This is a genomic window from Brevibacillus brevis, from assembly GCF_900637055.1.
Lineage (GTDB): Bacteria > Bacillota > Bacilli > Brevibacillales > Brevibacillaceae > Brevibacillus > Brevibacillus brevis.
Map to the genome: position 1 here is coordinate 3,403,728 of NZ_LR134338.1, position 21,819 is coordinate 3,425,546.

The 21,819-nt window shown below is 48.0% G+C and carries 17 protein-coding genes; 5 read left to right on the forward strand and 12 right to left on the reverse strand.

The window, feature by feature from the left end:
• Positions 1-5: 5 nt before the first annotated feature.
• From EL268_RS16060 to EL268_RS16085, 6 genes are all read right to left on the reverse strand, one after another.
• Positions 6-1,808, reverse strand: a complete 1,803-nt coding sequence (locus EL268_RS16060; protein ID WP_106655092.1) for a S9 family peptidase — start codon at positions 1,806-1,808, stop codon at positions 6-8.
• 80 nt (positions 1,809-1,888) lie between these two features.
• The gene (locus EL268_RS16065) at positions 1,889-3,517 is read right to left on the reverse strand and encodes a peptide ABC transporter substrate-binding protein (RefSeq protein WP_106655091.1); all 1,629 of its coding nucleotides are present in this window, start codon (positions 3,515-3,517) and stop codon (positions 1,889-1,891) included.
• 36 nt (positions 3,518-3,553) lie between these two features.
• Positions 3,554-4,501 (reverse strand): ABC transporter ATP-binding protein, encoded by a 948-nt coding sequence (locus tag EL268_RS16070; protein ID WP_106655089.1) that lies wholly within the window; start codon positions 4,499-4,501, stop codon positions 3,554-3,556.
• Entirely contained in the window at positions 4,502-5,521 is a 1,020-nt protein-coding gene (locus EL268_RS16075; RefSeq protein ID WP_106655087.1) for an ABC transporter ATP-binding protein, read from the reverse strand.
• Positions 5,522-5,549: 28 nt separating this feature from the next.
• Positions 5,550-6,494 carry an ABC transporter permease gene (locus tag EL268_RS16080; RefSeq protein ID WP_106655085.1) on the reverse strand — a complete coding sequence of 315 codons (945 nt, stop codon included), beginning with the start codon at positions 6,492-6,494 and terminating at the stop codon, positions 5,550-5,552.
• A gap of 3 nt (positions 6,495-6,497) precedes the next feature.
• The gene (locus EL268_RS16085; protein ID WP_106655083.1) at positions 6,498-7,430 is read right to left on the reverse strand and encodes an ABC transporter permease; all 933 of its coding nucleotides are present in this window, start codon (positions 7,428-7,430) and stop codon (positions 6,498-6,500) included.
• A gap of 399 nt (positions 7,431-7,829) precedes the next feature.
• Between EL268_RS16085 and EL268_RS16090 the strand changes: the two genes are divergently transcribed.
• The 3 genes from EL268_RS16090 to EL268_RS16100 all read left to right on the forward strand — a co-directional run bounded on the left by EL268_RS16090 (position 7,830) and on the right by EL268_RS16100 (position 10,829).
• Complete coding sequence (locus tag EL268_RS16090; RefSeq protein ID WP_106655469.1) at positions 7,830-9,140, forward strand: helix-turn-helix domain-containing protein; 1,311 nt, start codon at positions 7,830-7,832, stop codon at positions 9,138-9,140.
• A gap of 174 nt (positions 9,141-9,314) precedes the next feature.
• Positions 9,315-10,253, forward strand: coding sequence for an alpha/beta hydrolase (locus EL268_RS16095; RefSeq protein ID WP_106655081.1), 939 nt, complete (start codon positions 9,315-9,317; stop codon positions 10,251-10,253).
• A gap of 48 nt (positions 10,254-10,301) precedes the next feature.
• Positions 10,302-10,829 (forward strand): GNAT family N-acetyltransferase, encoded by a 528-nt coding sequence (locus EL268_RS16100; protein WP_106655080.1) that lies wholly within the window; start codon positions 10,302-10,304, stop codon positions 10,827-10,829.
• 71 nt (positions 10,830-10,900) lie between these two features.
• On the opposite strand, the gene EL268_RS16105 is transcribed toward EL268_RS16100, so the two are convergent.
• The 3 genes from EL268_RS16105 to EL268_RS33130 form a co-directional block, all read right to left on the reverse strand.
• Positions 10,901-11,788, reverse strand: a complete 888-nt coding sequence (locus EL268_RS16105; protein ID WP_106655078.1) for a DMT family transporter — start codon at positions 11,786-11,788, stop codon at positions 10,901-10,903.
• Between the two features lie 172 nt (positions 11,789-11,960).
• The gene (locus tag EL268_RS16110; RefSeq protein WP_106655076.1) at positions 11,961-14,039 is read right to left on the reverse strand and encodes an acyltransferase family protein; all 2,079 of its coding nucleotides are present in this window, start codon (positions 14,037-14,039) and stop codon (positions 11,961-11,963) included.
• A gap of 616 nt (positions 14,040-14,655) precedes the next feature.
• On the reverse strand, positions 14,656-15,186 hold the full coding sequence (locus EL268_RS33130; RefSeq protein WP_174769405.1) for a hypothetical protein: 531 nt from the start codon (positions 15,184-15,186) through the stop codon (positions 14,656-14,658).
• A gap of 220 nt (positions 15,187-15,406) precedes the next feature.
• Between EL268_RS33130 and EL268_RS16120 the strand changes: the two genes are divergently transcribed.
• Positions 15,407-17,017: a multicopper oxidase family protein gene (locus tag EL268_RS16120; RefSeq protein WP_106655073.1), complete on the forward strand. Its 1,611-nt coding sequence runs from the start codon at positions 15,407-15,409 to the stop codon at positions 17,015-17,017.
• A gap of 43 nt (positions 17,018-17,060) precedes the next feature.
• Here the strand turns inward: EL268_RS16120 and EL268_RS16125 are convergent, their stop codons facing one another.
• Positions 17,061-19,025: an ATP-dependent DNA helicase gene (locus EL268_RS16125; protein WP_106655071.1), complete on the reverse strand. Its 1,965-nt coding sequence runs from the start codon at positions 19,023-19,025 to the stop codon at positions 17,061-17,063.
• A gap of 168 nt (positions 19,026-19,193) precedes the next feature.
• Between EL268_RS16125 and EL268_RS16130 the strand changes: the two genes are divergently transcribed.
• Complete coding sequence (locus tag EL268_RS16130; RefSeq protein WP_048032795.1) at positions 19,194-19,553, forward strand: Lin0512 family protein; 360 nt, start codon at positions 19,194-19,196, stop codon at positions 19,551-19,553.
• Here EL268_RS16130 and EL268_RS16135 read toward each other — a convergent pair.
• Positions 19,550-19,879: an MGMT family protein gene (locus EL268_RS16135; RefSeq protein WP_106655069.1), complete on the reverse strand. Its 330-nt coding sequence runs from the start codon at positions 19,877-19,879 to the stop codon at positions 19,550-19,552. The two genes, EL268_RS16130 and EL268_RS16135, sit on opposite strands and share 4 nt — an antisense overlap.
• Positions 19,880-19,959: 80 nt before the next feature.
• Positions 19,960-21,759, reverse strand: a complete 1,800-nt coding sequence (gene pepF / locus EL268_RS16140; RefSeq protein ID WP_106655068.1) for an oligoendopeptidase F — start codon at positions 21,757-21,759, stop codon at positions 19,960-19,962.
• Between the last annotated feature and the right edge of the window lie 60 nt (positions 21,760-21,819).

A 21,819-nucleotide genomic window follows, 5' to 3' on the forward strand; every position in this document is an offset into this window, starting at 1 on the left:
ACTAATCACTCCTCGATTTTATTGGTGGATGCAAGTTGCTCCAAAAAGAACTGGGAAATCTTTTGATTCAACGTGATGTGATTGTCTAGCTTTTCGGTAAAGTGACCTTCATCCTCAAATATGTGCAAATCGACTTCTTGTCCCCTGCCTCTCATATCTGCTACGAGCTGTTCTGCTTCGCTGACAGGAACACGCGTATCATTGCGCCCGTGGAATACAAGCAGGGGAGCCGTGATCTTATGGGAATGATTCAAAGGAGCAATTTCTTCAAAAAAGTCATCGTCTTCGCCGAGGAACCCGTATTCCACCTCACGCAATCTCCGTCTCCATGCCCCGGTGTTCTCCAGAAAGGTTTTGAAGTGGGAAATCCCCACAATATCAACACCTGCGGCCCACAGATCAGGGTAATGCGTAAGCGCAGCCAGTGTCATGAAGCCTCCGTAGCTGCGGCCCATGATGCCGATCGCATTCGGGTCAACGCTTGGGCGGTTGCCTAAATCTTTGACCAGCCAAGCCAAATCTGCTACAGAATCCATCCGTTTGCGACGATCATCGAGCTGGACATATTCCCGACCGTAGCCCATACTGCCGCGAACATTCGGCGCTACTACCGTAAAGCCTTCGTTCGCCAAAAATTGAAAAACGGGATGATACTCCGGTCGAATTTGGCTCTCTGGCCCGCCATGGACGTAGACGACGACTGGTTTTTTCTCTGCTTTTTCAGCTGTATCTTTCGCATACAGAAAGTACGGCACCTCCAAGCCATCAAAAGAGTGAAAGCTACACAATTCCGGCTCGATGAGTTTATCCTCCAAAACATCGGATTGACCAATGTTCGTCACACGTCGGCTGGTTTGCTCTGAGATTGAGTACGTCCATATGTCGCCTGGAAGTGTAGGACTTTTCAGTGTATAGGCGAGCTGATCATCACTCACCCACGCCAAGGAAGAGATCACTCCACTCGGTGCTTTCTCCACCCGCTCCCAGCGTTGCTCTGTCAAGGAATAGAGAGCAAGAACGGAGTAGCCTCCTTCATTGATTGTGAAGGCAAGCATCGTCTCATCAGGGGATAATTTGGTCTCCTCGATGTCCCATTTCGGGTCATGCACCAATTGGTCCAGCTCTCCTGTATACAGTGAAAAGCGGCACAACGCTTTCGTATTTTCATCGCGGTCGGTTACAAGATATCCCACCTGACCGTCTTTAGACAGTGCCAAGGAATGGTAGCGCGCATGTTTGCTGCAAATGGCGAGCTTTTGTGCTTCCTTCGTTTGCAGATTCAACAAATACAGGCAATTGTCAATGTTGGTCTCCTGCACGCTGAAAATGAGTCCTGTCCCGTCTGGCAGCCAGCCAATTGGATCTGTCCGCCCGTCATAGCGGAAGACTTCCTCATACGCACCACTCTCGACATCCTGTACAAAAATATCAAAGCTCCGCGGATTGCGACGATTACTGGACCACGCGATCTTTTGCCCACACAAAGACCAGCCTCCCAAATAGTGAAAATAAGCGGGAGCGTCTGTCAGCGGCTTCACGACTGCACCATTTTCTGTTAACAAAAAGAATTGCTGCCGCTCGTCTCCCTTGTTGTCCATACCAACAATCGTTTTCGTTCCACACGGAGAATGGTCAATTTCTACCACACGATCAGGCAAAAAGGTCACTTGCTCCGATTGGTTGGACTCTTCATTCCAGCGCCACAACTGTGCGATACCTGTCAGCTTCGTTAAAAAGGTAATCTCTCTACGCTGCGGTACCACCTTCAATTGATAGGCGGATTTCACTTGCAGATAGTCCAAAATCACGAGAAATCATCCTTTCCTCTTTTGCTAGATGTACGTTGGAGTATGTAAAGAGAAAAAAGAGGAGAAGCTCCTCTTTTTTTCTATTTTTTTGTTGCCCAGCGAGCACTTGGGAACGCGTTGACTGGATAGGTGAGCCCTTCCAAGTTCGGTTTCACCAAATAGTTTTGCTGGTAGTGGTAAACTGGAATGAATGGCATTTCATCCATCAAAATGGCTTCTGCCTGATGAAGCAGTTCCATACGCTTGTTCGGGTCTTGCTCAACTTTTGCCGCCATATTCAACTGATCATACTCTTTGTTCACCCAACCAGTACGGTTGTTCGGGCTTTCACCCAAATAGTAATCGAGGTTAAACGCAGGGTCGTTGATTTGACCTACCCAGCCCATACGGCCCATTTGATAGTTCTTTTGTTTCGTTGTATCCAGATACACTTTCCACTCTTGGTTTGTCATTTTCACTTCTACGCCCAAGTTTTTCTTGAGCATTTCCTGGATCGCTTGCGCTATTTTCTTGTGGCTTTCATCGGTGTTGTACATGAGTGTAACTTCTGGCAGTGTGGACCAGCCTTCTTCTTGCATACCTTCAGCCAGCAACTTCTTCGCTGCTTCGTAATCTTCCTTGAAGTAGTCTCCGCCCTCTTCGCGGAAGTCTTTTCCATTTGGTTGCATCGCTCCACGCGGAACCATGGAGTAAGCTGGTGTCTCTCCGCCTTGGCTTACCATTTCTGACAATGCTTTACGGTCAAGCGACATCGCGAATGCTTTGCGAACCTTTTTATTCGTAAATGGCTCTTTCGTTACGTTAAACATGTACATGTACGTACCGTAGTAAGGAACGGATTTAAAGTCTGGACTCGATTTTTCTTGGGCGAGGATGTCAGATGGCATCTCTTTGTTGAAGTCGAGCTCACCGCTCTTGTACATCTGATAAGCTGTCGTGGCGTCATTCACCATTTTCCAGGTGATCTTTTCCATTTTTACGTCCGCTTTGTTCCAATAATGCTCGTTCTTTTCAATCACGAGCTCGGAGTCATGCTTCCAGGATACGAGCTTGTAAGCACCATTGGAGATGTAGGTGTCCGCATTTGCTGCCCATTTTGGATTGGCTTCCGCCTGCTTCTTGTTGATTGGGTGCCAGTAACGAGTAGCCAGCATTTTGTCAAAGTATGAAGTCGGTGCAACCAGCTCGATTTCGAGCGTTTTTGCATCTACAGCCTTAATACCTACATCTTCTGCTTTTCCTGTGCCCTTGTTGTATGCTTCTGCTCCTTTAATGTAATAGAGCAGGTAAGCCGTAGTCGAAGCAGTTGCTGGATCAAGATGCTTCATATATGTGTAGGCAAAATCCTCAGCTGTCACCGGCTCGCCGTTGGTCCATTTCACATCGTCGCGCAAAATGAACGTGTACTTCAGCTTGTCATCCGACAGCTTCACTTCCTTGGCTTGTCCCAAGATCGGATTGCCGTCCTTATCCTTGGTGTACAAGCCCTCTCCCAAATGATCCATGATCCAGAAGGACGTGGTATCCGTCGAGGTGAGCGGGTTCAAGTCTGGCGGCTCAGACTTGGCATTGAACACTACTTCTTGTTTGGCAGCAGCGCCTGGGGTAGTGGTACCTCCAGTCGATGCTGACTCGCCACTACCGCCGCAACCAGCCAGAGCCGGAATGACGAGCGAGAGCGACAGGGCAAAGGCAGCTAATTTCTTCACGTTGTTTCCCCCTATATATTAAGATAGAAAATCGAACTACTGATAGAGATGACAAGCGACCCAATGGTTCGGTGCGGCTTCCTGCCATTCAGGAACCTGTGCCGCGCATTGCTCCATGGCCTTCGGGCATCTTGTTCGGAAAACACAACCGCTTGGAGCGTTGGCAGGACTCGGCAAATCGCCCTGCAAAATGATGCGCTCACGTTTGATCGTCGGATCAGGAATCGGAATCGAGGACAACAACGCTTGTGTATATGGATGAAGTGGCTTTGCGTACAACTCGAAGCTGTTTGCCATTTCTACCATTTTGCCGAGGTACATCACTCCGATTCGAGTGGAAATATGCTTCACCATGGACAGATCGTGGGCGATAAACAAGTAAGTCAGCCCCCTGTCCTGCTGCAAGTCTTCCAAAAGATTCACGACCTGGGCTTGAATCGACACATCAAGCGCCGAAATCGGTTCATCCGCGATGATAAATTCCGGTTCGACCGCAAGTGCTCGGGCAATCCCGATCCGCTGCCTTTGGCCTCCGCTGAATTCATGAGGGAATCGGCTCGCATGTTCCTTAGACAAGCCAACCAGCTCCAGCAATTCTTTGACCCGATCCGCTCTTGCACCACGGGACAAGCCATGAATATCCAAGCCCTCCGCAATAATGTCCATGACGGTCATGCGCGGATTCAGACTTGCTTGCGGGTCTTGAAAAATCATTTGGACGTCGCGGTGGAACTGCTCTGCGTCTTTCCCTTTTAGACGGTGTGCATTTTTGCCTTTGAACAAAACTTCTCCATCTGTATTTTCATAGAGGCGAATCATCGTTCTGCCTAATGTCGACTTTCCGCAGCCGCTCTCCCCGACAAGCCCAAGCGTCTCGCCGCGATTAATCGTGAAGGTAACGCCGTCGACCGCCTTTAGCGTAACTCCATTACCGATCTCAAAATGCTTTTTTAGATTTTTGACTTCAACCAACGCTTGGCTCATCTACGCCTGCCTCCCTGCTGCCACCAATTCTTCCAGCTTCGGTGCCCGTGGATCATGTAGCCAGCATGCAGCTTGGTGACCCTCGGTGAATGTGGAAGCGTCCGGCATTTGCTGCTCGCATATTTCCATCGCAAACTGACAACGCGGAGCGAAAGGACAACCTTTTGGCGGGTGGAATAAATCTGGCGGCGTTCCCTCAATGGGTACCAGGCGTTCCTTTTCCACACCATCGATCCGCGGCAGCGAACGCATCAAGCCCCATGTGTACGGATGCTTCGGATTTGCGAAAATATCTTCTACCTTGCCTGTTTCCACCACAATTCCTGCATACATAACCACGGCTCGGTGCGCGATTTCGGCTACGACACCCAAGTCATGTGTAATCATCACGATGGAGAGCTGCTGCTTTTCCTGCAATTCTCGGAGCAAGTCCAGGATTTGTGCTTGAATCGTTACATCCAATGCTGTCGTCGGTTCATCTGCAATGACGAGCTTTGGATTATTGGCGAGTGCAATCGCGATGACGACACGTTGCCGCATTCCCCCGGAAAACTCATGCGGGTATTGATCGACTCGTTTTTCCGGATCGGGGATACCGACCAGACGAAGCATCTCCATCGCTTTTTTACGCGCCTCTTCTTTGCTGACCTGATGGGTACGAACAAATCCCTCGACGATTTGGGCCCCAACCTTCATCGTCGGGTTGAGTGCCGTCATCGGGTCCTGGAAGACCATCCCGATCTCGGCCCCACGAACCGAAAGCAATTCCTTCTTGCTCATCCCCGTGATGACTTTTCCGTCAAAACGAATCTGACCATCCACGATTCTTCCTGGCGGGTTCGGGATTAAGCCCATGATCGCTTGGGCGGTTACACTCTTCCCACAGCCGCTCTCTCCCACTACTGCAAGCGTCTCGCCACGATCAACATGAAAGGTAACTCCCCGTACAGCCTGTACCTCTCCACCGTACGTTTTGAAATGTACGCGGAGGTTTTCTACTTGTAGCAAATGATCCGCCATGTCTGATCCTCCTATCTTCGTGGCGAGGTTACTCGCGAATTCTTGGGTCCAATGCGTCCTGCAAGCCATCACCGAAGACGTTGAAGGCAAACATCGTCAAAGATATCATCAAAGCCGGGAAGAAAAGTCTCCACCAATCCCCTGTCAAAATGACGCCGAGTGCATCGTTCGTCATCGTTCCCCAGCTAGCGATTGGCGCTTGCACACCCAACCCCAAAAAACTGAGGAAAGATTCTGCAAATATCGCCGACGGAATGGTAAACGTCAAGTTCACGATGATGACTCCGATGGTGTTCGGAATCAGGTGGCGTAACAGAATGCGAGGGAATTTGGCACCCAGCACTTGTGCAGCCATGATGAACTCCTGGTTTTTCAATTGCAGGATTTGTCCCCGAACGAGACGAGCCATCCCAACCCAACCGGTTGCGGACAACGCGATGATGATGGTAACAATTCCAGGCTCCATGACAACCATCAGCATGATTACCACGAGCAGGTACGGCAGTCCGTACAATACCTCAATCAATCGCATGATGATCGTATCGATTCGGTCTCCCTTTTTGCCTCGACCAGCCATGTATCCGGCAATACCGCCGACGGTCACACCAATGATCAAGTCAATTAACGCTGCCGAGATTCCGATAATGAGTGAAATCCGCGCTCCGTACCATGTCCGTGAAAACATGTCGCGTCCCAGCTCATCTGTTCCGAACCAATGCTCGCTCGAAATTTCCTGATTCGCATTCAAGAGACTCTGATCGGAATAGCTGTACGGAACGAGATGTGGTCCAATAATCGCCATAGCGATCAGCATAATAATCAGGGTCAAGCCCACCATCGCCAGCTTATTTCTGACGAGCTTTCTCGTTACTTGTTGAAAATGAGTCAGGCTCGGTCGCATCTGGGCGATCTGTCCATCTGCTTTTTGAGCTCTAGGTCGAAACAACTCATTTACTGATTGATCTACCGCCATTGGCTACCTCCCCCTGCTCGATAGTTTGATTCGTGGATCGATGAACATGTAGGCCAGATCAATCAAGAAGATAATGAGCACCAGGATGGCGCTGTAGAATACTGTCGTTCCCAGAATAACGGGATAATCTCGATTGAAAATGCCATCGACGAAGTACTTGCCGATCCCCGGTACCGCAAAAATCTTTTCGACGACGAACGTTCCGGTTAACAACCCGGCGATAAGCGGTCCCATAAACGTGACGATCGGCAAAATCGCGTTGCGGATTCCATGCTTGACTACTATCAGAAAAGTCGGAATTCCTTTTGCCTCAGCTGTCCGTATGTAATTCTGGTTCATCACGTCGATCATGCTCGTCCGCATATAGCGTGTAATGATGGCTAACGGTCCAAAAGCAAGTGCGAGCGAAGGCAGAACCGAGTGTTTCCAGCTGGTAAGCGTCGCTACTGGGAATAACGGCCATTTGATTGCCAAGTAATTAATGAGCAATGGCGCCATGATGAAGCTGGGTACAGCAATTCCTAATACGGCCATGACCATTGCCGCATAATCAATCCAGGTATTTCGGTTTAATGCCGCAATTGTTCCGAATAAAAGTCCGAAAAAAAGGGCAACCGCTATCGCCTGCAAACCGATCAGTGCAGATGCTCCGAAGCCATCTTTGATCATATCATTGACACCGCGTGTCTCCGACTTAATAGAAGGTCCTAAATCCAACATGACCAAACTTTTTAGATAAAGGATATACTGCATCGGCAGCGGTTCATCCAGATTGTATTTGGCACGCAGATTCAACAAAATTTGCTCGGGCAACTGATCTGACTCTGACGCGAATGGATCACCAGGGATCATATGCATCAGGCTAAAGGTCAACGTTACAATAATCCACAAGGTGAGTACCATCATCAGAATTCTTTTAAGTAAATAACGCGACATCTATACGAGCCCCCTAGTCCAGACTTGCAAAAAGATTAAGAAAATTTACCCTCCTTTTTGAACAACCTCTTTAACGGAAAATGACCTAAAACATTCCTTAATTCAACAATATAGTGCTGTCATTATTTAATGTCAATTCTGATTTTTTTATTTTTTACATCGATTCATAAAGGAATTTGCTGAAAGTTGTCAAATATACAACGATTAATACGGAAATTTTCCCTAAAACATCCCTATTAAAAATTTTGCTGGTCTTTTACAGCTATCTCGCCCATTTCAAGGAGATATATCGTCCTTAAATAAGAAAGACTTACATACAAGGATGCCGAAAAGAGGATGGAACTCCTGCGTGACGAATTGTTTATCCGGTAGTTTAACCCTTAGTTGGAGGACATGATGATTAGTAAAGTTGGCATAGTGGGTCCAAAAGATTCCGTAGAATTAATGGTAGCTGTGGGACGTGAGTTTTCCGATCGCATGACGCTCATCCCCCATATTTATCAACGAGTAGAAGAAGTAGCGACCATTGTAACTGAAAATGAAATGGAAATAGACATCTGGTTCTTCTCCGGGGTCGGTCCCTATTCCATCGCTAAAGAGCATATTCGGAAACAAAAAGCATTTTTTCCGCAAATCAATGCGAGTGTGCTTACGAAAGTCTTGCTCGAAATGGTATACCGGGATGGTTTTACATTAGATCGTGTGAGCTTCGATACGGTATCGGAGGCACATTTTCGTGAAACCTTGGAGGAATTGGGCATGCAGTGTGAGAATCCTTATCTGAATCCGTATCAAGAATTCAGACTGACCGCTCACTTGGTCGACTATCACACCCGCCTCATCCAAGAGGGCAAGGTAGACGCTTGTGTTACGGGTATGCTATCCGTCACCGAAGAATTGAAGCGAAGAGGAATCAAGGTATACCGCATGGGCTTCACTCGCCTAACCTTCCGCGAGATTTTCAAGCAGATTTTGCAGGAGGGCGAGACACTTCATTTCAAGCGCTCCCAAATTGCTGTTCAATTGATTGAAGTAACCGACATAGAAAAGCTTGTGAACGAACCTGCAAACGCCTACGAGCTGCGCCGCCTTGACCTGAAGCTACAAGAGCTAGTGCTGGATTATACGGAGTCGATATCAGGCAGCTTCGTCGCCGTTGGCAATTCGAAGTTCATCATTTTTTCCACCCGGGGTTCATTCGAAGACAATCCAGAATTTCATCCCACGATCCTTTTGGAAAAAATCAAGCTGCTTACCAATTCAAACGCCAGTATGGGAATCGGCTTCGGTGTCACAGCATTGTCTGCTGAGCGCAATGCACAGCTCGCTCTCGGCCATGCCAAAAACCATAGAGATGCCGCCATTCTCGTCGACCATGACGGTTCGATTGAAGGACCGCTGCGTCAAACGAACAGCATCAGCTACGAATATTGGACACAGGACAAAGAAATGAGCGAAAATCTGAAAAAAGCCGGGGTCAGTATTACGACGTTTAACAAAATCATTTCCGTTCAAAAAGCACTGGGGCAAAAATATATCAGCGCTTCGATGATCGCGGAATGGATGGGCATGACCCCTCGCAATGCGCGAAGAATACTAAGTGATTTAGCAGAGCACAACATCATCGAACTCATTGGGGAAGAAACGCCTACAAACCGAGGGCGCCCACGGAAGATTTATCGTATCCTCCCCTCCCCACAAACCACATAATTGTTTCTCCATGAGAAAGGCGTAAGCTTGTGATTTCCAGAAAAATTCTTTTGTGGATCATTGTTTGCGCTTTTTCTCGTGCTGTTTCTTTCAGATTGTTCAGCTCTCTCCTCTTTCCATTCTGGTCATGCATGTTAAGTTATCCAAAAATCATACGATTAGGGGGTCATACACATGCCCGTTCATCCCCAGATTCAACAAATATTAGACGTCTTCAACCGCTCGCGCCATGATGTTGATTTCAACCAATTGACACCACAGATTATGAGAATGGCGACTGATCAAAATCGAGATTCAGGCGTGGAACGTGAACAGGTAAAAAAGGTCGAGAATCTATCGCTTCCCTTAGAAGGCCGTTCTATTTCGATTCGCATATACACACCAGAAGGAGATGCATCCTTCCCTGCACTCGTGTACTATCATGGAGGCGGATTCGTGATCGGCAATCTCGAAACGGTAGACTCGGTATGTCGCAACTTCACAAATAACGCAAAATGTGTGGTCATTTCTATCGATTATCGGCTCGCTCCCGAACATCCTTTTCCTGCTGGTTTGGAAGATGCCTATGATTCTCTTCTCTATATTTCAAGCCATGCTGATCAGTTTGGCATTGACCCATCGCGGATAGCCGTAGGCGGAGATAGCGCCGGAGGTAATTTTGCCACAGTCGTGAGTCTCATGGCTAAAGAGCGACAGGGCCCATCTATCGTTTATCAATTGTTAATCTATCCTGCCGTAGGAATTGTGGACACCACTCCCTATCGATCCATGCAGGAAAATGCGAGTGGCTATTTGATGGATGTGGAATTGCTGAATTGGTTCCTCTCTCATTATCTACCACCTGCCGATCTCCAAAATCCATATCTTGATCCAATCAGCGGAGCCGATCTCACTGGTCTGCCTCCTGCCATGGTGATTACAGCCGAATACGACCCTTTGCGAGATGGCGGAAAAGCGTATGCAGACAAGCTACGCGATAGCGGTGTCGATGTCGTCTACCGAAATGAACAAGGCTTGATCCATTCCTTCATCGGATTCCATACTACTATCAAGCAAGCGCAAGAATCGTTAGATGAGATGTCGGCACAATTGCGAAAAGCTTTCAAAATATAGGCCGTATTGAATAAACAAAGCGGAAGCCCGCGAACTGGGGTGAAATCATTGACTAGACATACAGAAGACAAAGTGACCATTCGCTTCGTTCGTATCGAGGATGCGGCAGCCATTTTATCTTTGCAGCGTGATGTGGTTTGCGAAGACGAATTTTTTATTGCTGTTCCCGAAGAGTTCAACAAAACCATGGAGCAGCAGCTTGCGTGGATACAAAGCATCATCGACAATGACAGGGAAACCATACTCGTAGCGGAAATAAACGGTGAATTGGCTGGCATGGTCGTGTTCGCTTCTCCGGCTCGCAAACGTTTGTCTCATACAGGTTCGATCACGATGATGATCCAGAAAGCTCACAGAAATAAGGGCATCGGCAAGGTTTTATTGAAGGAGTTGTTAGCTTGGGCTGAGCAACATCCGCTCATTGAAAAAGTGAGCTTAGGGGTGTTCTCCAACAATCTGAGAGCGATTGCTTTATACAAAAGCCTTGGATTTGTGGAAGAAGGACGAAAAGTGAAAGAATTCAAGTTGGCTGAGAATGAATACGTAGATGATGTCCTGATGTACAAATTCGTATAGTGTCCATTCGTATTCCTTCCATGCAAAAAAGGACCTTCGCATCAGGTCCTTTTCTTATGAGCAAGTAAGCTCTATACCGATTTAGATGGCTGAACAGATTGTTTCTTTTGAACACTGGCAACAATCACACCCACGACGATCAACAAGGAACCTCCCACTTGAATCGACGTCACCTGCGAACCAAGCAGCAAAAACCCGACCAGCATCGCTACAAAGGGCTGCAAGTTAAGAAAAATAGCTGCTTTGCCCGTCCCTACCACTTTTAATTGTTGATTCCAGACGATGCCACATATTCCTTGCATAAGGATCGCGGTCAAAATGAGCATCGCCCATGCCCACAGTTCGTGGCTGATCTGCGCCCCGGGCTCGATCGTCAACAGGGCCGCAGGAGTCAAAAACAAAGTGCCAACCGTCGTCGAGTACACGGTGGCAATAAACGGCTGTATCGTTTGCGTCAGTTTGCGAATGATGATCATGGAAGACGAGAATGTGACCATGGCAATCACAATGAGAAAGACTCCTTTGGAAATGGAGAGTCCTGCCCCAATACCGACTACGAAGAATGTTCCCAGGAGCGCCAACCCAGACCCAATCTTCATCCGCAAGGTAAACTGCTCCTTCAAAAACAAAGAGGCCAGCACTGCGGTAACGATTGGCGACAAGGAAAGAATCAACGATGCCGTTGTCGCGTCAGTCGTCAAGAGCCCGTTGAAATACGCTGTTTGATTTGCCAACGTCCCGATCAATCCGAGCAAAACAAGAAGCCCTAGCTCACGAGCGGTGATTTTTACGAATTTTTTGGTTAGCCACGCGTAAATGATCAGAAACACAGACGTGAAAAGCAAGCGTACATCTGCCAAAAACAGCGGAGGAAACTCTTTGACCAGCATGCTCCCGAACACAAAATTACTGCCCCACAGCGTCACACAAAAAAGCAACAGCAAGTACGAACGAATCATGATTGTTCCTTCTTTCACCCGATGCATTATTCTTCCGTTAGCTATCGTACAGGAGAGTGCGAAAAAAGTCCATGAGCTGATCTGCTATTGTTTGATGAAAATTATGTTTAGCTGTACAACCGAGCTACGGAAAAAGACCAGTGAACCTTTGCATTCACTGGTCTTCCTAATTTCATTGCACCATTTCTTCCACGGGGGTTTCCTCCGTTGCCTCCAGTGCCCCTTCCATCTGCCCTTCCTCTTCTACTGCCGTATCTGCCGCTTTCTCTTCCTCTTTCACTTCCGGCTTCTTTTTCTCCGGCTCTGTCGGCGCGATTGCACTCGCCACGAGTGCCGCGTATTTTTGCGAGCCTTCCTTATTCGGGTGAACACCGTCTTTGTAAAAGTAAGAGCTCTGCCCTTCACTTGCCGCATACCAATCCACAAGAACGACATGCGGGTAGGCAGCAGCAGTTTCCGCCAGCATCTTATTCACGACGCTTTCCCACGGTTTAGGTACGCGAGAGTTGACCAGAATGATTTGCTCGACGCCATCCAGTGATTGCAGCAGCTTATCGAGCTGCCCTTTACTAAATGCGCCGTTCGAGCCTAATTCAATCACAACACGATTTCCCAATTGCCCTTTTGCCTTGAGCTGGGCAATCACCTCAGGAGCTTGGGACATTTGCCTTCCGATTTTGGCATCAACGACGATCCCTGGCAATAGCTTCTCCAGATAAGGAGCCACGTCAATCATCACAGAGTCACCAACTACAGTGATTCCTTTACCGGAGCCAATTGCTTTTATCGATTCTTGTTTTGGGTCAGGCTGTTTGGAAGCATTCGAATCTTTCTGCTTCTCCACAGGCTTCTGTTTTTGTGTGTTGTTATTTGGTTTCTGCTCGTTTTTCGGTTTTGCTGGTGGAGTAGCTGGTTTTTGAACCGTTTCCGGCTTCTTCTCTATGATGGGCACCTCAGGACCAAGGGGCTTGTCGGGGATCTTTGTCTCGGTGACAGTCTGCGTTGGCTGTGTCTGCGTCACATTTCCGGCGGTCGCATCTGACGTGAGCGAAGCGATCCCATAATACGTGACACAAAGAGCAATCGCGCAACCAGTTGCCAATACACGGTTTAATCGTTTTGTTTTCTGCCCTGCCTTATTGGAACGATACCAGATTCTGCCTAATGCACCATAGCGAATTGGCTCTTCGAGATATTTCCATGACAACGATGCCAGCAAAATGCTTGCGAGGAGCTGCAAAACCGCTCCAGGTACCGTCATCCACTCCCATTCCGCTAAAATCGGATTCGTCCACACGATAACAGGGTAATGCCACAAATAAATACCGTAAGATCGAACGCCGATCCAGCGCAAAGGCTTGCAGCCCATCCATTTCGCCAAGCTGCTTGCCGGATGTGCGAGTACGGCGACCAACACGGCACTGACGACAGACAAAAGGACGAGCCCGCCCTCGTACAAATCATCATCATATTGATTCGTGTTCCAAATGCTGTACAAAAGAATCCCTAAGCTCAAGAGACCGCTTAGATCAAGCGTCATTCGCGCTTTTTGTGAAATGTTCGTCGTAAGCATGCGACTCGGCCACATCATGGCGAGGGCGGCACCGATCAGCAACCCGAATACCCGTGTGTCCGTTCCGTAATAAACACGACTCGGATCAAGACCTGGCTCATACAAAACAGCCATGGAGATGGCGGATAGTGCAGCCAGCGCCAAAGTAATGATCATGATTGGCCCCCTGCGCTTCAGGAAGCGGAGTCCCAAAGCGAGTACGAGTGGCCAAATGACATAAAACTGTTCTTCTACTGCCAATGACCACAGATGGCCTAATGGTGAAGGCGGACCGAATTTTTCAAAATAAGATACGTCATGAAAGACAAGCCACCAATTGCTCACGTACAGAACGGCTGCTCCTACATCTCCGCGGATGGTGTCCAACTGAGCTGGCGAAAAGATGGCTACCCCTGCCATCACCACAAACAGCATGAGGAAAAGCGCTGGGAGCAGTCTTCTGGCACGGCGCAACCAAAAGTCTTTCATATCGAGTCTGCCATTCCGATTCCATTCTGCAATTAATAAGTCGGTAATCAGATATCCCGATAAAACGAAGAAAATACCGACACCCAACAATCCACCGGGTGCCCAATCGTAATTCAAGTGATAAATAATGACTGCGAGTACCGCCAGCGCACGAAGCCCGTCGATCCCAGCCATGTATCGACTGCTGGAGCCTTTGATCGGTTCAGGCATGCTGGTGGCCTCCTATCGTTGCATGTTGGCGAGTGATTAATTCGTTCTGATTATTGATTCTTTTCGTACCCATCGTCCTTTTTATTTTTTTATGGTGATTCTTCGTGCTCGCCATGCAAAACATTGCATTCTCCCCTTTTACTTCCGTTCTGTTTTCATCATTTGTTGTTGGGGGCAGTCATTACACATCGGGAATTGCGTGCTCTATGAATGCAAAAACCCCTGTTTTTTGGAATCGTGCGAAAACGGGGGTTGGTCTCGTTCATTATCTTTATGGAAAATGAATTCTTCCCATCATCGTTGCCCGTATTCAGGATGTGATGAACTACTCACTATCTTGTTGTTTTCTGTTCGATTACTCCCTTATATATGCATCACACCTTCCTTATATTGGATGGTCTCACAAGGAAATTACCCGGTACTTGTCTTACGTTGTACGCTTGCTGAATCGTTGTTTGTAACCTGATTATATGACGGTTTCGGGGGATAACTCGTTACAAACTGTTTACATTCTGACCATGTTTTTTCCCGGTAAAAACGCGGAACAAAAAAAGAAGCTGCTGGTATACTTTCCCCCATCAGCTTCACGATTGTAGATCATCGCAGACCACCACTGTCAGATGCAAAATGCAACGTGTTTACTTGTCACAAAAGATTTACGGATCAACAGCCTGCATCCGTTCCCAAATTTTTGCGAGTTGTATTGACATTCTTGATTGTCATTTGTTGATAAACCTTTGAGCCAATAAGTTTTTGCTTGATGTAATGCCAAATCCAAAAGCTTGTATGTATAGTCTGTTCCAATTTGTGAGGAATGGTTGCTTTGGAATCGGTATCCCCCGAAGGAAAGCGACATCAACCCGGTTATTCCCCTGTCACTTCCATTTTCGCCAATCGAAACGGGAAACACAAGATAAAAATAAAATCCCCATCGATTACCAGCACCGACGAGGATTTCCGCTTGATTATCAAGATTTAAATGTGATGAGTAAACAAATAATTCAAGAAAAAACCACCACTGACAACCGCAATCACCATGCATACGATGCCACTTTTCACCCGTTCGGAAAGCAATCGCATAAATCCAAGACAGAAAAAGACTCCTGTGACCAAAAAATAAGCGACTCCAACCCAAAAAATATTCCAAGGCAAGCTCGCAAAATCTACGTTACCCAAACGTGAACACCATCCCTGTCCGATTCTACTGATTACTTGTATGTACGATACTCCATTATAGCATTTGTTCACGCTTACTTTCCCATTTTTGCACAATGCGTAACAGAAGTGTCATACATCTTTGTCTTCATGTTTTCTACACAATCGTTTGGTACGCTTTCTCCAACAGCTCAAAGGAGGAAAAAGTGCACATGAACAAACGGAAAATACGCCCATGGGCTTATCCTATCGTTCTAGGTGGCGTTTTGCTGTTATCCGCTTGCTCCACTGACAATACCACGATGGATCATAATGGACACAACATGAATGCTTCACCCCAAACAGCAGCAGAAACGCAACCGCAGCAGATGTCTGCTTCCAGCGACTCGTCGATGGAGGTACTTACAGGAAATACGTTTACCCTCACGGCAAAAGAAAATATGCTCCACCTCGATGACAAGACCATGAAAAACGCATGGACGTACAACGGAACCGTTCCAGGTCCACAGCTTCGTGTCAAACAAGGGGAAACCATCAGCGTGACGTTGAAAAACGAATTGCCCGAGCCGGTCACCATTCACTGGCATGGCTTACCCGTCCCGAATAACATGGACGGAATCCCTGGCGTGACCCAAAATGCCGTAAGACCAAACGAAAGCTTCACCTACAAATTCAAGGTGGACGTTGCCGGGACATACTGGTACCACTCGCATCAAAACAGCGCCAAGCAGGTAGATAAAGGCTTGTATGGTTCCCTCGTGGTAGAACCGGCTACTCCAGAGCAAGCCAATAAGGACTTTACCCTCGTTCTCGATGAATGGATGCAGGACGATAGCATGGCAGAAATGCACGGAAGTGGCATGAGCCACGGCACGATGCCCCCTACTTCCGATAGCTCATCCTCTGGTGGTCACAACATGTCCGGTATGGAGATGCCCATGAGTGACGCTGAGATGATGCCTTTAATGTATACAATCTTTTCAGTAAACGGAAAAACAGGCCCTGCAATCCAGCCGCTATCTGTTAAAGAAGGAGAGAAAGTCAGAATCCGCCTGATCAATGCCGGATACTTGAACCACAAGCTGAACCTGCAAGGTCATGAATTTAAAATCGTGGCAACAGACGGGCAGCCCATCAACAATCCGCCCCTCGTGGGAGGCCAGCTCCTCAATATTGGACCAGGCGAACGATATGATCTCGAATTCGTCGCAAACAATCCTGGCAAATGGTTATTAGAGGAGCGCAGCACAAATCCAGGCGCCAAGTCACTGGTCGTGCCCATCGTCTACGAAGGCTCGGAAACAAAAACAGCCAAATCTGAAGCTGGCGACATGCCAACGATAGACATTACCAAATACGGTGAGGCGGCAAAAAGCAGCTTTACGCTGGAGCAGAAGTATGACATTACGTATCAAATGGATCTGAACACGGAAACGGCTGATGGAAAAATGGCCTTTACCATCAATGGAAAAACGTTCCCGGATGTCCCTCCGCTCAACGTCAAAAAAGGCAATCTGGTCAAAGTCACAATGGTGAACAAATCACCAAAAGATATCCACCCGATGCATTTGCACGGACATTTCTTCCAAGTATTGAGCAAAAACGGACAGCCTATCACAGGCTCCCCTCTGGTCAAGGATACGCTGAACATTTTACCGGGTGAATCCTACGTAGTCGCCTTTGAAGCTGACAATCCAGGAGACTGGATGTTCCACTGCCACGATTTGGGCCATGCTGCGCAAGGAATGGTATCCGAAGTAAAATATGAAGGCTTCAAGCCAGATTTCGTCGTCGACCCTACAGTAGGCAACATGCCGGAATAGCCATAGAAAAAAGCAGGAGCCTTCATGGCTTCCTGCTTTTTCCTTACGCCAATACATCTTCCAAAGACGTTTTCCACTCTACGCCAGTCGGAAAAACATCCTTTACTTGCTGTCTCAGCTTTTCATTTTGGCTCAATTGAGGACTCAAGATCGATACCAGACCGCTATCCTCTCGAGAACGGATCAAGCGCCCGATACCTTGACGCAGTCTCAGCAGCATGTAAGGCAAATCGACCTCTTCGAAAGGATTCGCTGCACTTTTTCGTTTTGCTGTGAACACAGGATCATTCGGCGGGAATGGCAGTGACCAAATGATCACGTTGGACAGTGAAGGCCCCGGAACATCCAGCCCCTCCCACAGGCTCACCGCACAGAGACTGCTTTTCTCGTCGTTTTGGAACTGAGAGATCAGATGGCTGATTTCCGCATCTCCTTCAAACAAGAATCGCAGATCTGTACAGGCAGGCTCGTTTTTGATGGCGACCTTGAATTGCTGTAATTCCTCCATGGAGGCAAACAACAGAAGCGCACTACCCGCTGATTTTTGCAGCAATTGGGTAGCCTGGCTCATTTTTTCCGCGAATGAGTCTGTCGAAGAAAGTGTCGGTACGTATACCTCCATTTGCTTGTCGTACTCGTATGGAGAAGCCACCGAGAAAGACAGGTATTGCTCAATGCCCAAGCTGTCCGCCACATACTTGAACGATCCATCAACAGATAAAGTCGCCGACGAGAAGACAATCGGCATCTTTTGAGAGAATACGCGCTCTTCCAGTACTTCCTGCACCTTTTTTGGCATGACGACCAAGGTCGGCCCTGTAATTTCTTCACTCATCCAGGAAATGACGTGATCCGGGTCTTGGAAAAGCCCCAGGGCCAGCTGCATCATTTCCAGATGCTCTTCGACAATTCGCAGCTGGAACTCGTCCAACGTATACAGGCCACCCTCTAACGCCAGCTCTTCTTCAATCCAACCGACAAGGCTCGTAAAGCGGTGGATGGTTGCAATGAGTTCCGGATGAAAATGGATTTCTTTACGGTTGGAGCCCTTCACAGCCTTGCTCTCTTCGTTCAGTCGGGAGAACATTTCTTCGCTCTGGGCAATAGCTTCTTCAATAGCAATAGCGAGCTCTTCCCTGATCTCACCCTTCAAGACACGCGTAATCGTTTCTTCGAACACGGAGTGATTCAGCTTGTATGTCAATGCTTTTTGGGCAGCAGGCTCCAACAGATGACCCTCGTCAAAGATAACCGAGCTATGCGGTGGCAGCAACGGTAGCTGACCTCCACGCTTGCGGATCTCATAGGTCCACACATGCTCCATATAAAAGTCATGGGAGCAGATGATCAAATCGGCTGACTGGCGGTAATGATTTCTGGAAAGGGTCTGCCCACAGCGGTGCTGTCTGTCGCACACAAAGCAATCCTGAAAGGTATCCCAATTCATCTGCGCCCATTCTTGATCACCCAGATGAGGATATGTGCTGCGATCCCCGTACGGGTAAAACGATTGCAACGCCTCATGTGTATGGACAAATGATGGCAGTTCTTGATAAATATGCTGGAATGCTTCTCCTGTCTCAGGCTGGAATCTCGCCTCATCCAGCTTGCGCAAACAGACATATTGATCCGGAGATTTTCCGAGTCTCGTGTCAATCGTCAGGTTGAGATGGCGAGCCAGTTTGGCAATATCGCCCTCCGGTTTTACGAGCTGCTCAATCAACGACTCATTCGCACAGGCAATGATCGCGGGCTTTCTGGTATATCGTGCATAGCAGATGGCGTACAGCAAGTAAGCCAATGTTTTTCCCGTGCCTACTCCCGCCTCTGCAAAAATCGTTTGCTTTTCTATAAAAGCCCGTTCAAGCTGAAAAGCCATGTAGATTTGCTCATCACGCACCTCGAATCCAGCTTCAGGCAATACTTCATAAAAAACGTCCGCTACCCAATCGCTCACCTGAGGGATGAACGGCTGGGACGGATCGTAGGCAAAAGGATAACGTTCCAATTGTGACCTGCCTCCAATAATGAAAAGAATCGTCAAGCATAGAATTGCCAACATGTAATGATGACATGTCTTGACGATAAACACAAGACAGATGAGCGAAAAACAAACGAATTTCGTGGTAAGATAAGGATGGTAGAAAAGTAGAATGAAACAGGAGTGAACAAGCCGATGGAAAAAGTAATGTTTATTGAAATAGGAATGGGCATCGACATGCATGGACAAAACGTCACCAAAGCCGCAGTCCGCGCTGTTCAAAATGCCATCCATCATAATTCGATGCCTGGACTGCGCTCTGTCCTGCCTGGAAACGATATCCATAACATGAAAGTAAATGTGAGACTGGCCGTCCCTGCTGACAAGGACAAGCTCGACTTGGAAACGGTTCGTAAGGCACTGCCTTACGGGGAAGTCTCCTTCGAAATCGTCGATGGCGGCATGCTGACGAGCAGTGGAGTCGTGATCGCTGAAAAAGAAGACAAGAACGACCTTGCTTATATCGTCATTGCTTCCGTAGAGGTAGGGTACTAGAATACCGGCTCATCAGCTGCATGCGGGTGAAACTGATAACGCTCCAACTCTATTTCTCCTGCTGCTGATACTACTACCCCTTCGCTTTCCAAGGCCATTTTTTGCAGCGTAAACGAATCCAAATCTTGCAATCCGATCTTTCCTTGGGCGTTGATGACCCGATGCCAAGGAAGCTTGTGCTTTTTGGACATGGAATGAAGAATGCGAACAATTTGTCTGGCAGCTCTCGGACTCCCGGCCAACGCAGCAATTTGCCCGTACGTCATGACATGGCCCGCCGGGATCCTGGCAATGATTTTTAATGCGCGCTGCGTAAATTCGGTCATGATGACTACTCCTTCTTGCTTGATCAAATCAAAAGGCTTGTGACTCCTCGCGATCACAAGCCTTTTGTTCTTTTATCAGGTTAAAACAGTCTTTCCAGCTCGTCAACCAGACTGCCGACGTATGCGACAGCCTCGCGGATTGGCTGTGGATCTGACATATCCACACCGGCTTTTCTCATCAGTTCCAGCGGCGTTAGTGTTCCACCGGCTTTGAGTACCTCGATCCAACGATCAACGGCAGGCTGTCCCTCTTGCTTGATGCTCGCTGCCATTGCTGTAGAAGCGGTCAAACCAGCTGCGTATGTGTACGGATACAGCCCCATGTAATAGTGCGGTTGGCGCATCCATGTAAGACTCGCTGCATCGTCCAGATCAACTGCATCACCCCAGAAGTCTGCGAGCACTTGCCCTTTCCATTCAGAGAGCTGTTTGGCAGTCAATGGTACGTCTTTTTGCGCGGCTTCGTACACTTTTCGTTGCATTCTCGCTTCTAGCAGATGTGTGACAAAGTTGTGGTAATACGTATTCATCAATTGCAAAATGACCCAGCGCTTCAGACGAGGATCGTCGGATTGCTCCACGATATGCTGCGCGAGCAAGAGCTCATTGAGTGTGGACGGCGCTTCGATAAAATACAGCGATGGACGAGAGTTCGTAAAGCTTTGCTCTCTTGTCGCCAGCATAAAGTGTCCGCAATGCCCCAGCTCATGAGCCAATGTGAAGGCACTGCGCATATTTCCCGACCACGTAATGAGAATGTAAGAGTGCTTGCTGTATGTCGTTGAGCAGAAAGCACCTGTCGATTTGCCCACGTTGTCTACATAGTCGATCCAGCGTTCATTCAGCGCTTTTTCCATAATCGCCGTGTACTCTGGTCCCATCACTTGCAAGGATGCCAATATCTTTTGCCCAGCTTCTTCAATCGTAATCGGCGGGCTGAATTCTGGGTCAAGCGGAGCCTTCAAATCGCAAAAGGCAAGTTTTTCGAGGCCGAGCTCTCTTGCTTTCAGCTTCGCATAGCGTCGCATGTGCGGAGCGAGTTCATTCCCGATAATATCCAGGATGTTGTGGTACATATCCAGTGTAACCTGCTGTGGCTTAAGCAGCATGTCCGTTACGGTCTCATAGCCACGCAGACGAGACATGACGGTTTGTCTTTTCACCTCTGTCGCGTATACCGCAGCGAAAGAGTTTTGGTAAGAAGCGAGTGTCTTTGAGAAAGATTCATACGAAGCACGGCGCAGCGCCGTATCGGACGACATTTCATAATCGGTCTCAAACAGCGCGAAGGATACTGGACGTTCATTTCCCTCGCCATCATGGACGGGTGCAAATGTCATGTCCGACAACTTTCCGCGCGCGTAAATGTTGTATGGCGCAGAGAAAACCTCGCCCATCGCCGCAAACGCTTCCTCCGTCTCGGCCGACAGTCGGTACGGCTTAGTTTCCAGTAAATCATTCAGGCTTTTGCGGAATATTTCGAGTCCTGGTTCTTCCTTCAAGAAGCTCTCGATTTTTCCTTCAGGCAACGCCAAAATCTCAGAAGGGATAAAAGAAAGCGCAGCGTTCAGCTGGGACACGACATCCCCTACCCGTGCAGCGTTCGCTTGGTTTTGTGGATTCGTTCCGTCTTCAGACGACCGCAGTCTCGCATACGTTGCTGCAATATTCGCACGAACATTGATCGCCTCGTTTGCCTCCAAGCATGCCAACAACGTCTCTCCACTCGTATGCAGCTGACCTTTGAATGCAGTGACGACAGGCAGATGCTGTACAATTTCTGCTAATTCTTGCTCCCACGCTTCCTGGCTCTCAAACAGATCGTTCAGGTTCCACGTATACTCGACAGCGACTTGATCACGTGTCTGTCTTGTCTTCACTCTGACTGCCTCCTTTAATTCTGCCAATAAAATATTTTTATGTAATAAAATTGCCTTTTC